Genomic DNA, 13,190 nt, shown 5'->3' on the forward strand with positions numbered 1-13,190 from the left:
GCCCCGTCCGCCGAACGACCCATCCGGAGCCAGCGAATGACCGCCAAGTCCAAGAGCCGCACACGTCCCGTACTGCACGTGGCCACCGTGATCGCGCTGCTGGCAGGCAGCGCATACTTCACGATCGAGCTGCGCAAGGAGGAGCAGGCCAACGCGCCCGCCATCCAGACGGTCACCGACAAGCCCGTCGACGCGGGCAGCGTCGACGACGACGGGTCGCAGAAGTGGGAGCGGCTGAAGAACCCCGCCCGCTCGGTGCTGCGCGGCGGTGACGGCGACGTGCTCGCCACCTTCACCGACGGCGCCCGCACCGCCACCCTCACCGGCCCGAGCCGCACCTTCGCCGAGCCCGCCACCACCAAGTCCAAGGTGGTGACGGAGAACTGGGTCCGGCTGATGCCGGAGGAGTGGCGCAAGGGTGCCGAGCGCGAGCAGTGGTTCAAGGAATGGTTCAAGGAGTACTACGGCAGCGGCAAGGAGGACCTGTTCGCCATCGCGTTCCAGTACGGCGACCAGGCACCGGTCAAGAAGGACGCCGACGGCACGCAGTACGCGGGCGACGCGGCGTTCGGTCCGCTGAACCCGAACGCGACTCCGGAGGGCGGCGATCTGCGCCTGGAGCAGTCGGACTTCTACGACTACCTGGGCCGCTCGTACACGTTCCGCAACGGCACGACTCTCGCGGCGGAGCCGGCGAAGTACCGGGCCATCGACTGCTCCGGCTTCATCCGTACGGTCTTCGGCTACCGGGGCCGCTACCCGCTGATGGCGACGGACGAGGCGGGCGACGGCCTGCCGCGCACGGCGAACGGCATGGCCCGCTCGAAGGCGGGCGTCGACGTGATCCCCCTGAAGGGCATCACCCCGAAGGACCGCCCCAGCTCGATCGACGTGCTCCAGCCGGGCGACCTGGTCTTCTTCAAGCTCGACGCCCGCACGGCGCAGCGCCTGGACCACATCGGCATGTACCTGGGCAACGACGCGGACGGCCACAAGATCTTCATCTCGAGCCGCGAGGAGGCGAACGGCCCGACGATCGGCGACAAGGGAGGCACGTCGCGCCTGGACGGCAACGGCTACTACGCGTCGAAGCTGCGCAGCGCGAAGCGGTTGTGATGCTCACGCGCTCGGGGTGAGCCCGGACATCCCGCGCCGCCATGGGCTCGGGCCCGCACATCCAGCCTCACCGGGGGCTGGGCCCGCACATTCAGCCTCGCCGGCGATTGAGGCGCGGGGTCCGGGGCAGCGCCCCGAACCGGCCGCACCACCGTCGTGGGGCACGCCCTCCGGGCGTATCCTCAATCGCCGGACGGGCTGAACTTGCCCGCACATCCAGCCCCGCCATGGGCTGGGCCCGCACATCCAGCCCCGCCGGCGATTGAGGCGCGGGGTCCGGGGCAGCGCCCCGGGAACCGGCCGCACCACCGTCGTGGGGCACGCCCTACGGGCGTGTCCTCAATCGCCGGACGGGCTCAACTTGCCCGCACAACCAGCCCCACCATGGGCTGGGCCCGCACATCCAGCCCCGCCGGCGATTGAGGCGCGGGGTCCGGGGCAGCGCCCCGGGAACCGGCCGCACCACCGTCGTGGAGCACGCCGGACGGGCTGAACCTGCCCCGCACGCAAAAGGGCCCGCACCCCCACCCCGGCGGCAGCCGGAACAGGGGCGCGGGCCCTCCCGCAGTGTCAGGTCGTGCGGCGGCGACGACCCCCCGGTCGTCTCTCCGACGGCCGCGTCACATGCTCGCCCGCCTCCAGCGCCGCACCCCGCCTCCGCGCCCCGAACTCCGCGAGCGCCTCGGCGAGCCGATGCACCGACGGCTCCGGCGACAGCACGTCCACCCGCAGCCCGTGCTCCTCCGCCGTCTTCGCGGTCGCCGGACCGATGCACGCGATCACGGTGACGTTGTGCGGCTTCCCCGCGATCCCGACCAGGTTCCGCACCGTCGAGGACGACGTGAACAGCACCGCGTCGAACCCGCCGCCCTTGATCGCCTCACGCGTGTCCGCCGGCGGCGGCGACGCCCGCACGGTCCGGTAGGCCGTGACGTCGTCGACCTCCCAGCCCAGCTCGATGAGGCCCGCGACCAGCGTCTCCGTCGCGATGTCCGCGCGCGGCAGGAACACCCGGTCGATCGGGTCGAAGACCGGGTCGTACGGCGGCCAGTCCTCCAGCAGACCCGCCGCCGACTGCTCACCGCTCGGCACCAGGTCGGGCTTCACACCGAAGTCGACCAGCGCCGCCGCGGTCTGCTCGCCGACCGCCGCGACCTTGATGCCCGCGAAGGCACGCGCGTCGAGCCCGTACTCCTCGAACTTCTCCCGGACCGCCTTGACCGCGTTCACCGAGGTGAAGGCGATCCACTCGTACCGTCCGGTGACGAGCCCCTTGACCGCCCGCTCCATCTGCTGCGGCGTCCGCGGCGGCTCCACGGCGATCGTCGGCACCTCGTGCGGCACCGCGCCGTAGGAACGAAGCTGGTCGGAGAGCGACGCCGCCTGCTCCTTGGTCCTCGGCACGAGCACCTTCCAGCCGAACAGCGGCTTCGACTCGAACCACGCGAGCTGGTCGCGCTGAGCAGCCGAGCTGCGCTCACCGACCACGGCTATGACGGACCGGTGCCCCTCGGGCGAAGGCAGCACCTTCGCCTGCTTGAGGGTCTGCGCGATCGTGCCGAGCGTCGCGGTCCAGGTCCGCTGACGGGTCGTCGTACCGGCGACCGTCACGGTCAGCGGGGTGTCGGGCTTGCGGCCCGCGGCCACCAGCTCGCCCGCCGCCGCGGCGACGGTCTCGAGCGTGCTGGAGACGACGACCGTCCCGTCGCTGGCGCCGATCTCGGTCCAGCACCGCTCACTCGCGGTACGGGCGTCGACGAACCGGACGTCCGTGCCCTGGGCGTCGCGCAGCGGTACACCGGCGTACGCGGGTACGCCCACCGCGGTGGCGACACCGGGCACGACCTCGAAGGGAATTCCCTCCGCGGCGCAGGCCAGCATCTCCTGACCTGTGTCGGTGTCCAGTCCCGGATCACCGGTCACGGCACGGACGACCCGCTTGCCGCCGCGCGCGGCCTCCATGACAAGATTGGCCGCATCCCTGAGTACGGGGATTCCGGCGGCTGTTGACGCATCGTCAACAACCGTCAGTTCAGGCGTGCTCACGCTCGCCCGCGCATGGCCGCGTACGACGTCGAGTACATCCGGCTCGGCGATCAGTACGTCGGCTCCCGCGAGTGCCTCGACGGCGCGCAGTGTCAGCAGTCCGGGGTCGCCGGGACCGGCGCCGAGGAAAGTGACGTGCCCGTGTGCCGAGAACGCCGAAGTCGGATTGGCGATGGGGCTCAAAGTGCTCGCTCCCCCATAAGACCGGCCGCACCCTTGGCGAGCATCTCGGACGCGAGTTCGCGACCGAGCGCGATGGCGTCGCCGTGCGACGTGGGTACGGGACCGGTGGTGGACAGCTGCACCAGCGTCGAGCCGTCGGTGGTGCCGACGACGCCGCGCAGGCGCATTTCGGTGACAACCTGTCCGTCGGCCAACAGGTCGGCAAGCGCACCCACAGGTGCGCTGCAGCCGGCCTCCAGGGCGGCGAGCAGGGAACGCTCGGCGGTCACGGCGACCCGGGTGTACGGGTCGTCGAGCTCGGCGAGTACGGCGGCGAGTTCCGCGTTCTGTGCGGTGCACTCGATCGCCAGGGCCCCCTGGCCGGGGGCCGGCAGGACGAAGTCGACCGACAGGAAGTCGGTCGCCTCCTCGATCCTTCCGATGCGGTGGAGCCCGGCGGCGGCGAGAACCACCGCGTCCAGCTCCCCGCTTCGTACGTATCCGATCCGGGTGTCGATGTTGCCCCGGATCGGCACGGTCTCTATGCGCAGGTGGTGCGCGCGGGCGTACGCGTTCAGCTGCGCCATCCGTCGCGGCGAACCGGTGCCGATGCGGGCACCGTCGTTCAGCCGGTCGAAGGTCAGTCCGTCGCGCGCCACCAGCACGTCCCGCGCGTCCTCGCGCCGCGGCACGGCCGCGATCGTGAGGTCGTCGGGCTGCGTGGTGGGCAGGTCCTTCAGCGAGTGAACGCAGAAGTCGACGTCACCCCGCAGCAGGGCGTCCCGCAGCGCGGTGACGAAGACCCCCGTACCGCCGATCTGCGCGAGATGCTCACGGGAGGTGTCCCCGTACGTGGTGATCTCGACGAGCTCGACGGCACGGCCGGTCAACTGGCGCACCGCCTGAGCCACTTGCCCGGACTGGGCCATGGCGAGCTTGCTGCGCCTGGTCCCGAGTCTCAGTGCCCTCTCGGTCATACTCGCCCTCGGTTCTTGACGTCTGCGTCATTCATGTCGGCCCGGCTGACGGAGGCGACCGTCTCCGGGTCGAGGTCGAAGAGCGTCCGCAGTGCGTCGGCGTATCCGGCGCCGCCGGGCTCGCTGGCGAGCTGCTTGACGCGCACGGTGGGCGCGTGGAGCAGCTTGTCGACGACGCGGCGGACGGTCTGGTTGATCTCGGCGCGCTGCTTCTCGTCGAGACCGGTGAGCCGCCCCTCCAGGCGCGCGATCTCACCGGCGACGACATCGGCGGCCATGGTGCGCAGCGCGACGACGGTCGGCGTGATGCGCGCGGCCCGCTGGGCGGCACCGAACGCGGCGACCTCGTCGGACACGATGCTGCGCACCTGATCGACATCGGCGGCCATCGGGGCGTCGGCGGACGCCTCGGCGAGCGATTCGATGTCGACGAGCCGCACACCGGGGAGCCGGTGGACGGCGTGATCGATGTCCCGCGGCATGGCGAGATCGAGCAGTCCGATACGCACCGCGCCGTTGGTGCGCACGGGTGCGGGATTGCGCGGCAGGGTCCGCTCGGCGTTCTCCATCCAGGCGCCGTGCTGGGCCAGCGTCTCCGCGACGTGCAGCTCGTCCAGTCCCACGGGACAGACGGCCTCGCCGCTCGCGGACCCGGCCTGCGTCGCGGCATCGGGGGCGGGGACCCGGGGCTCGGCGCCGACCGTGAGGTCCGCGACCCGCCCGTCCCGCGCGGCGAACTCGGCCAGCCGCGCGACCAGGCTGCCGTCGGGCGCGCGCAGGTCCTGGACCGCCGACGCGGCGTCCGCGCCCACCGGCACCACATGCTCGGCCAGCGCGGTCGCGACCGACTCCGCCGTCAGCACGAGACCGGTCGCTCCGGTGCAGGACACCACCGCATCGGCACGTGTCAGTTCGTCGGCGACCGCAGCCATGGGCACCGCCCGCGCGGTCACCCCGCCCGTCTCCGCGAGCACGGAGGCCAGTCGTTCGGCGCGGTCCAGCGTCCGGTTGGCGACGACGAGCTCGCCCACACCGAGGCGCGCCAGCGTCGTCGCGGCGAGCGAGGACATCGAGCCGGCGCCGATCACCAGCACCCGCTTGTCCGCCGCCCACTTCTCGACGTCCGCGCCCTCCGCGAGCTGCTCCAGGCCGAAGGTCACGAGCGACTGCCCGGCCCGGTCGATCCCGGTCTCGCTGTGGGCGCGCTTGCCGACCCGCAGCGCCTGCTGGAACAGGTCGTTGATCAGCCGCCCGGCGGTGTGCAGTTCCTGCCCCAGCGCCAGCGCGTCCTTGATCTGGCCGAGGATCTGCCCCTCGCCCACGACCATCGAGTCCAGCCCGCACGCCACCGAGAACAGGTGGTGCACCGCCCGGTCCTCGTAGTGCACGTACAGATAGGGGGTGAGCTCCTCCAGCCCCACCCCGCTGTGCTGCGCGAGCAGGGTGGACAGCTCGGCCACACCCGCGTGGAACTTGTCCACGTCGGCGTAGAGCTCGATGCGGTTGCAGGTGGCCAGCACCGCGGCCTCCGCCGCCGGCTCCGCGGCGAGCGTGTCGTGCAGCAGCTTGACCTGCGCGTCCGCGGACAGCGACGCCCGCTCCAGCACGCTGACCGGCGCGCTGCGGTGGCTCAGTCCGACGACCAGGAGGCTCATGCCGGCATCACGGCGGGCATGTCCCCGTCGGGTCCCTTCCGGCCTGCCGCGGCCTCGGCCTCCTCGCCGGCCTTCCGCTGCTCGTGGAAGGCGAGGATCTGCAGCTCGATCGAGAGGTCGACCTTGCGCACATCGACGCCGTCGGGCACGGAGAGGACGGTGGGGGCGAAGTTGAGGATGGAGGTGACACCGGCGGCGATCAGCCGCTCGCACACCTGCTGGGCGGCACCGGCGGGCGTGGAGATGACGCCGATCGACACACCGTTGTCGCTGATGATCTTCTCGAGCTCGTCCGTGTGCTGGACGGGGATGCCGGCGACGGGCTTGCCGGCCATCGTCGGGTCCGCGTCTATCAACGCGGCGACCCGGAAGCCACGGGAGGCGAAGCCGCCGTAGTTGGCGAGCGCGGCGCCGAGGTTACCGATACCGACGATCACCACGGGCCAGTCCTGCGTGAGCCCCAGCTCACGGGAGATCTGGTAGACGAGGTACTCCACGTCGTAGCCGACGCCCCGGGTGCCGTACGAGCCGAGGTAGGAGAAGTCCTTGCGCAGCTTCGCCGAGTTCACGCCCGCCGCGGCCGCCAGCTCCTCGGAGGAGACGGTCGGCACGGATCGCTCGGACAGCGCCGTGAGGGCGCGGAGGTACAGCGGAAGCCGGGCGACGGTGGCCTCGGGGATTCCTCGGCTACGGGTCGCCGGTCGGTGATTTCGGCCAGTTGCCACGGTGCTCCTGCGGGATGAGCGAGGCTGCAGGCGGCCGTGTGTTCCAAGACCGCCCCGTCGAATGCAGGCTATGTCTTTGTGAACGCGTGCACAAAGATGGTGTCCGTTTTGTCCGCGCAAAGTGACCGGGGTCACGCATTTCGCGCGCGTGAACCTGGAACCTCGAACCGCATCGGCCCGTTGGGGCTCCGAAGGGGGCAAACCCGTACACACTCCTCACGTATACGCCCCGAGACCGTCTACTGTGCCCTGTCCCCCTCGCGTCCCGATAGAGCCGTGACAGTGCCGGAACACCCGCCGGACAGCCCGCCGCGGCCGTGCGCGGCGCCGCAGTCGGCCATAAGGGGGAGTCAGGCCCCCAGCGCGCGCCGCAGCCGCCCCGGGTCCACCCTCCAGAACGTGTGCTGCTCGCCGTCGACGAGCACCACCGGGATCTGCTCCCAGTACGCCCGGTGCAGCGCCTCGTCCTGGGTGATGTCCTTCTCCTCCCACGACGCGCCCGTCTCGGCGCACACCTCCTCGACGACCGCCCGGGCGTCGTCGCACAGATGACACTCCGGTTTGCCGATCAGCGTCACCACTCGCTCGCCGGGCTTCTTCTTCGCGCGCCGCAACAGAGGACTCATGGAGCCATTCTCCGCCCGCGCACGGCCTGCCCGGTCCCCCGCGCCGCGCCCCTCGGCAGAGCGGCATCACCCGTTTAACAGAGCGGTCGCGCAGAGTTCACGCCATGGCACACCGGCGTGTCGGGAAGTCCCGAACAGACTGGCTATGCTCACGCCATGGCCGCACTGGGATGGCTCACCCCCCGTAGGCGCTCCGCCACCGCAAGGAGCGTGCTCGCCGGCGAGGCAGCAGCCGAGGCAGCGCGCAAGACGTCGCAGCAGCTCGACGAATTCGGCACGCTGGACGGCTTCGCCCCGCCCGCCGAACCCGACTTCCCCGTCCTCGGGGACGATCGGGCCGCCGCCTTCTTCGACCTCGACAACACCGTGATGCAGGGCGCCGCGATCTTCCACTTCGGCCGCGGCCTGTACAAGCGGAAGTTCTTCCAGCGCCGTGAGCTGGCCAGATTCGCCTGGCAGCAGACCTGGTTCCGGCTCGCCGGGGTCGAGGACCCCGAGCACATGCAGGACGTCCGCGAGTCCGCCCTGTCCATCGTGAAGGGGCACCGCGTCTCCGAACTGATGAGCATCGGCGAGGAGATCTACGACGAGTACATGGCCGACCGCATCTGGCCCGGCACCCGCGCGCTCGCGCAGGCGCACCTGGACGCGGGCCAGAAGGTCTGGCTGGTGACCGCCGCCCCGGTGGAGACCGCGACGATCATCGCCCGACGCCTCGGCCTGACCGGCGCGCTGGGCACGGTCGCCGAGTCCGTCGACGGCGTCTACACCGGCAAGCTCGTCGGCGAGCCGCTGCACGGCCCGGCGAAGGCCGAGGCGGTCCGCGCCCTGGCCGCGGCCGAGGGCCTGGAGCTCGCCCGCTGCGCCGCGTACAGCGATTCGCACAACGACATCCCGATGCTTTCGCTCGTCGGGCATCCGTATGCGATCAATCCGGACACGAAGCTGCGCAAGCACGCACGCGAGCGCGAATGGCGACTGCGTGACTACCGCACCGGCCGCAAGGCGGCCAAGGTCGGCATCCCGGCGGCGGCCGGCGTCGGCGCCATCGCCGGTGGTACGGCCGCCGCGGTCGCCCTGCACCGCCGCCGCCGCTGACACGCAGAGCGACGATCCGGGACGCTCCCGGCCGCAGGGAACAGGCTGCGGCGCACCCTGCGATGAGTCATATCGCGAAGCTTTTCGATCAACAAACGTTCACGATCTGCTACTTGAACCGCCACCGAGGCGTAACAGAAGCGACGGAAACGATGATTTGAGCAACTGGGTGTAGCACTGCCTGTACGAAGCGTTATTCTCCTCAAACGCATACGGGAACCCACCAGTCGCCACGACGGGTGAACATTCCCGCACTGCACGTGATGGAAGCTCTGCCTCTGGGAGTCCCGTGTACCCACACGTCGGGGTTGACGCCTCGGGCCTGGCTACGCTCCGCGCGGCGGTCCTCGACCACCTGCGCGGTTTCGTCCCCACCGCGTACGCCGGCCCCGCCCTTGCCATGCCCCGCCTCGCCACCAGCGGCCCCGCCGCTCCCTGCTACGCCCTGGCCGACGGCCGCGCGGTCGGCAGACGGAGCAGCCGGGGCGGCTCCGGCGCCTCGACCACCGCTCGCCGGCCCAGTGCCGACAGCGACAGCGCCCGCATGATGGAGCTGGTCGAACGCGCCCAGGCGGGCGAGGCGGAAGCATTCGGCCGTCTCTACGACCAGTACAGCGACACTGTCTACCGCTACATCTACTACCGGGTGGGCGGGAAGGCGACGGCGGAGGACCTCACGAGTGAGACGTTCCTGCGGGCCCTGCGCCGAATCTCCACCTTCACCTGGCAGGGCCGCGACTTCGGGGCCTGGCTGGTCACGATCGCGCGGAACCTGGTCGCCGACCACTTCAAGTCCAGCCGCTTCCGGCTGGAGGTCACGACCGGCGAGATGCTCGACGCCAACGAGGTCGAACGCAGTCCGGAGGACTCCGTCCTGGAGTCCCTGTCCAATGCCGCGCTGCTGGAAGCCGTCAAGAAACTCAATCCTCAGCAGCAGGAATGCGTGACTCTGCGCTTCCTGCAGGGCTTGTCGGTCGCGGAGACCGCCAGGGTGATGGGCAAGAACGAGGGTGCGATCAAGACCCTCCAGTACCGTGCCGTACGCACCCTGGCCCGCCTCCTGCCCGACGACGCCCGCTGACCGACCCCAACTCACAATCGGTGACGCCACGATGACGCACTGGTCCGATCATCTTTCGCGCGTAACCCAAGTGCCGCGACGCTCGTTGTGCGGGATGCAGGCTCCCTGTGGTCACGCCGTGCCCGCAGCCACTCACTCGATCGTGTGGTTGCGCTCAAGGTGTGCAACCTTCCGGACCCCGAGGGGAGTCGACCGTCATGACGAGAGGAGGTGCCGCCAGTGATCGCGAACGTTTCGGCGCACCGGCGGGCGAACGCCTTCGCCCAGGCCTTGGAAGATCAGGCGGCCGAGCAGCCGGATGATGCGGTCGAACCGACCGAGCACGGACGGCTGTTGGCGCTGGCGAACGGTCTCGGCGAGCTGCCGGGACCGGTAATGGATCCCGAGGTCAAAGTGGTGCAGCGAGCGCAGCTCGTGGCCGCCATGGAAGCCATGCTCCAGGAAGGCACGGCCTCGGGAGGCAGGTCCGCGGGCCCTACGGTGCCCGAGCAGCGGACGACCGGCCGCGGCGCCCATCGGGCTTCCCCGCTCCGGAAATTGCGACCACGCTCCCGCTGGTCGAAGGGTCTCGCGGCCGGCGGTCTGACCGTCGGTGTCGCCGCGGGAGCCTTCAGCGGAGTGGCCGCTGCCAGTTCCGACGCCCTTCCAGGTGACACGCTGTACGGGCTGAAGCGCGGCATGGAGGACATCCGGCTCGGTATGGCGGAAGGCGAGTCCGACCGCGGCGAGCTGTACCTCGACCAGGCATCCACCCGGCTCAGTGAGGCCCGCCGCCTCATGGAGCGCGGACGGGCGGGCGCCCTGGACCACGAATCACTGGGCGAGGTCCGCCGCGCCCTCACCGGCGTGCGGCACGACGCGGGCGAGGGCCACCGGCTGCTCCACGAGGCGTACGAACGGGACGGCTCGCTCGGACCGATCCAGAAGCTCAACTCGTTCTCACGCGCCCACCGTGACGCGTGGAACGGGCTGCGGGACCGGCTGCCGGCCCAGCTGACCGATGTCGGCGACGACGTCAACGACGTCTTCGACGCCATAGACCAAGAGGTCGAGCCGCTTCAGTCGCTGCTGCCCCGCGCCCCGGAGCAGAGCCGTGGCGGCGGTCAGCGTCCCGGAGCCTCCTCGCAGGACTCGGACCGCACATCGAGCCCGGGCAGCAGTCGTACGACACCGTCCGCGCCGGGCACGGGCGAGTCCCGTCCGGGCGAGGCCGGCCAGCCGAAGCCCTCGGGTTCCGGTGAGGCGTCGGACGACGGTCTGCTCGGCGGTGACCCGGGCGATCTGTTCGACCCTCCGACGAACGGCGACACACCCTCGCCCTCGGGCAAGGACCCGTTCCCGCCGCAGCCGGACATCACCATCCCGCCGCTGCTGCCGGGAATCCTGCCGGGTCTCGGCCTGGAGGCCGAGGACGACAACTGACACACAGCAAGGCCGGAGGGGCTGGAGAAATCCAGCCCCTCCGGCACGTGCTGAGCCGAACGGCAGACGCTAGAAGAACACCGACCGCCGCTGCACCAGCAGCTTGTAGAGCGTGTGCTGGATCTGCTCCCGCACCTGGTCCGTCAGGTTGAACATCAGCATCGGGTCCTCCGCCGCCTCCGGCGGATATCCGTCCGTCGGGATCGGCTCCCCGAACTGGATCGTCCACTTCGTCGGCAGCGGCACCGCGCCCAGCGGACCGAGCCACGGAAACGTCGGCGTGATCGGGAAGTACGGGAAGCCCAGCAGCCGCGCGAGCGTCTTCGCGTTGCCGATCATCGGGTAGATCTCCTCCGCCCCCACGATCGAGCACGGCACGATCGGAGCCCCCGCCCGCAGCGCCGTGGAGACGAACCCGCCCCGCCCGAACCTCTGAAGCTTGTAGCGGTCGCTGAACGGCTTCCCGATGCCCTTGAAGCCCTCCGGCATCACCCCGACGACCTCACCGCGCTGAAGGAGCCGCTCGGCGTCCTCGGAGCATGCCAGCGTGTGCCCGGCCTTGCGGGCGAGTTCATTGACCACCGGCAGCATGAAGACCAGATCCGCGGCGAGCAGCCGCAGATGACGGCCCGCCGGATGGTTGTCGTGGACGGCGACCTGCATCATCAGACCGTCCAGCGGCAGCGTGCCCGAGTGGTTGGCCACCACCAGCGCTCCGCCGTCGGAGGGGATGTTCTCGATCCCCTTCACCTCGACACGGAAGTACTTCTCGTACAGCGGCCGGACCATCGACATCAGGACCTGGTCGGTGAGGTCCTCGTCGTAGCCGAACTCGTCGACCTCGTAGTCCCCGGTGATCCGGCGGCGCAGGAACGCCAGACCGCCGGCGATCCGCCGGTCCCAGCCGCCGCCCCGCTCGGCCGGCGGCTGCACCGGCGGCTCCGGGTCGGGGGCGTCCGACGCCTTCAGCACCGGCTGCTGCGCGGGCAGCGGACTCACGGGCATCTCCCGCATACCGCCGGGATCGGCCTTGCGCCGGCTCGTGCCGCCCGTGGGGCGCCGCCGCGCAGCACGCTGCGCGCTGCCGCGCGAACGGTCGTCGTCGAACGGAATGACCTTGGCGTCCGCCATCGTTGGCTGCGCTCCTTATTCGGCGTCGCTCTGAGTCGTCTGGGGGGAGGAGGCCGGACCGGCGGACCGGCCGGCGCCGACCGGCAGCGCCGCCGCCAATTGGTCCACGGCGTCCGCCAGGGCCTCCGGCGGCAGCAGCCCCGGCCCCCGGCTGCGGGCGAAGTCCGCGAAGGCCTCCGCGGTCGTGAACTTCGGCTGGAAGCCCAGGGTCTCGCGCATCTGCGTCGTACTCACCACCCGGCCGTGCGTCAGCAGCCGGATCTGCTCGGGCGAGAAGTCCGTGACACCGAGCGTACGCAGCGCGGAGCCGACCCAGGTGACCGCGGGCAGCAGAACCGGCAGTGTCGGCCGCCCGAGACGCCGTGAGCACTGCGAGAGCAGCAGCACTCCGTCGCCCGCGATGTTGAACGTGCCGCTGTTGAGCGTGCCGCGCCGCGGCTCGTCGAGCGCGATCCGCAGCACGTCGATCACATCGTCCTCATGGACGAACTGCAGCCGCGGGTCGTAGCCGAAGACCGTCGGCATGACGGGCAGCGAGAAGAACTCGGCCAGCGGGGAATCGGCGCACGGGCCGAGGATGTTCGCGAACCGCAGGACGCACACGGCGACGTCCGGGCGCCTGCGGGCGAACCCGCGGACGTACCCCTCGACCTCAACAGCGTCCTTCGCAAAGCCGCCGCTGGGCAGGGACTTGGGCGGTGTGGTCTCGGTGAACACCGCGGGGTCGCGAGGTGCCGAGCCGTACACGCTCGTACTGGACTTGATCACCAGCCGCTTGACGGTCGGCGACTTCTGGCAGGCGCCGAGCAGCTGCATGGTGCCGATGACGTTGGTCTCCTTGACCGTCGTCCGGCCGCCGGCGCCGAGCGGCGTACCGGTCACGTCCATGTGCACGACCGTGTCGACGTCGTGCTCGGCCAGCACCCGCGCAATGGCCGGTTGGCGGATGTCGGCGCGTACGAAGTCGGCACCGCCCAGATGGTGCTCGGGGTCCACCGCATCGACCCCGATCACCCGGTCCACTCCGGGATCCCGGAGGATGCGCCGTACCAGCCGCCCTCCGAGCTGCCGGGCCACACCGGTGACGAGCACGACCTTGCCCAAGATCAGCGCCTTCCCTTAGGTCCACCCCACCCTTATCCGTCACCGTA

At 70.8% G+C, this 13,190-nt stretch carries 11 protein-coding genes; 4 read left to right on the forward strand and 7 right to left on the reverse strand.

Annotation, left to right across the window (positions count from 1 at the left end; all coding sequences use genetic code 11):
• The first annotated feature begins 36 nt into the window (after window positions 1-36).
• Entirely contained in the window at window positions 37-1,116 is a 1,080-nt protein-coding gene (locus RPQ07_RS16375; protein ID WP_313944886.1) for a C40 family peptidase, read from the forward strand.
• 570 nt (window positions 1,117-1,686) lie between these two features.
• Here the strand turns inward: RPQ07_RS16375 and RPQ07_RS16380 are convergent.
• The 5 genes from RPQ07_RS16380 to RPQ07_RS16400 form a co-directional block, all read right to left on the reverse strand.
• Window positions 1,687-3,345, reverse strand: coding sequence for a uroporphyrinogen-III synthase (locus RPQ07_RS16380; protein WP_313944887.1), 1,659 nt, complete (start codon window positions 3,343-3,345; stop codon window positions 1,687-1,689).
• On the reverse strand, window positions 3,342-4,301 hold the full coding sequence (hemC, locus tag RPQ07_RS16385) for a hydroxymethylbilane synthase (protein ID WP_313944888.1): 960 nt from the start codon (window positions 4,299-4,301) through the stop codon (window positions 3,342-3,344). Before hemC ends, RPQ07_RS16380 begins: the two co-directional genes overlap by 4 nt.
• Complete coding sequence (locus RPQ07_RS16390; protein ID WP_313944889.1) at window positions 4,298-5,956, reverse strand: glutamyl-tRNA reductase; 1,659 nt, start codon at window positions 5,954-5,956, stop codon at window positions 4,298-4,300. Before RPQ07_RS16390 ends, hemC begins: the two co-directional genes overlap by 4 nt.
• Window positions 5,953-6,681, reverse strand: coding sequence for a redox-sensing transcriptional repressor Rex (locus RPQ07_RS16395; protein WP_142214354.1), 729 nt, complete (start codon window positions 6,679-6,681; stop codon window positions 5,953-5,955). Before RPQ07_RS16395 ends, RPQ07_RS16390 begins: the two co-directional genes overlap by 4 nt.
• A 350-nt stretch (window positions 6,682-7,031) precedes the next feature.
• The gene (locus RPQ07_RS16400) at window positions 7,032-7,307 is read right to left on the reverse strand and encodes a glutaredoxin family protein (protein WP_313944890.1); all 276 of its coding nucleotides are present in this window, start codon (window positions 7,305-7,307) and stop codon (window positions 7,032-7,034) included.
• Window positions 7,308-7,463: 156 nt separating this feature from the next.
• Between RPQ07_RS16400 and RPQ07_RS16405 the strand changes: the two genes are divergently transcribed.
• From RPQ07_RS16405 to RPQ07_RS16415, 3 genes are all read left to right on the forward strand, one after another.
• Complete coding sequence (locus RPQ07_RS16405) at window positions 7,464-8,405, forward strand: HAD-IB family hydrolase (protein ID WP_313944891.1); 942 nt, start codon at window positions 7,464-7,466, stop codon at window positions 8,403-8,405.
• Window positions 8,406-8,694: 289 nt separating this feature from the next.
• Complete coding sequence (locus RPQ07_RS16410; protein ID WP_313944892.1) at window positions 8,695-9,486, forward strand: ECF subfamily RNA polymerase sigma factor, BldN family; 792 nt, start codon at window positions 8,695-8,697, stop codon at window positions 9,484-9,486.
• A gap of 219 nt (window positions 9,487-9,705) precedes the next feature.
• Window positions 9,706-10,908, forward strand: a complete 1,203-nt coding sequence (locus RPQ07_RS16415; protein ID WP_313944893.1) for a DUF5667 domain-containing protein — start codon at window positions 9,706-9,708, stop codon at window positions 10,906-10,908.
• A gap of 69 nt (window positions 10,909-10,977) precedes the next feature.
• On the opposite strand, the gene RPQ07_RS16420 is transcribed toward RPQ07_RS16415, so the two are convergent.
• Together RPQ07_RS16420 and RPQ07_RS16425 are read right to left on the reverse strand one after the other, a co-directional pair.
• A complete protein-coding gene (locus RPQ07_RS16420) occupies window positions 10,978-12,039 on the reverse strand; it encodes a lysophospholipid acyltransferase family protein (protein ID WP_313944894.1) in 1,062 nt (353 codons plus the stop codon).
• Window positions 12,040-12,054: 15 nt separating this feature from the next.
• Window positions 12,055-13,143: an NAD-dependent epimerase/dehydratase family protein gene (locus tag RPQ07_RS16425; RefSeq protein ID WP_313944895.1), complete on the reverse strand. Its 1,089-nt coding sequence runs from the start codon at window positions 13,141-13,143 to the stop codon at window positions 12,055-12,057.
• Between the last annotated feature and the right edge of the window lie 47 nt (window positions 13,144-13,190).

This window comes from Streptomyces sp. AM8-1-1 (assembly GCF_032229325.1).
In the GTDB taxonomy this organism is placed as follows: domain Bacteria; phylum Actinomycetota; class Actinomycetes; order Streptomycetales; family Streptomycetaceae; genus Streptomyces; species Streptomyces achmelvichensis.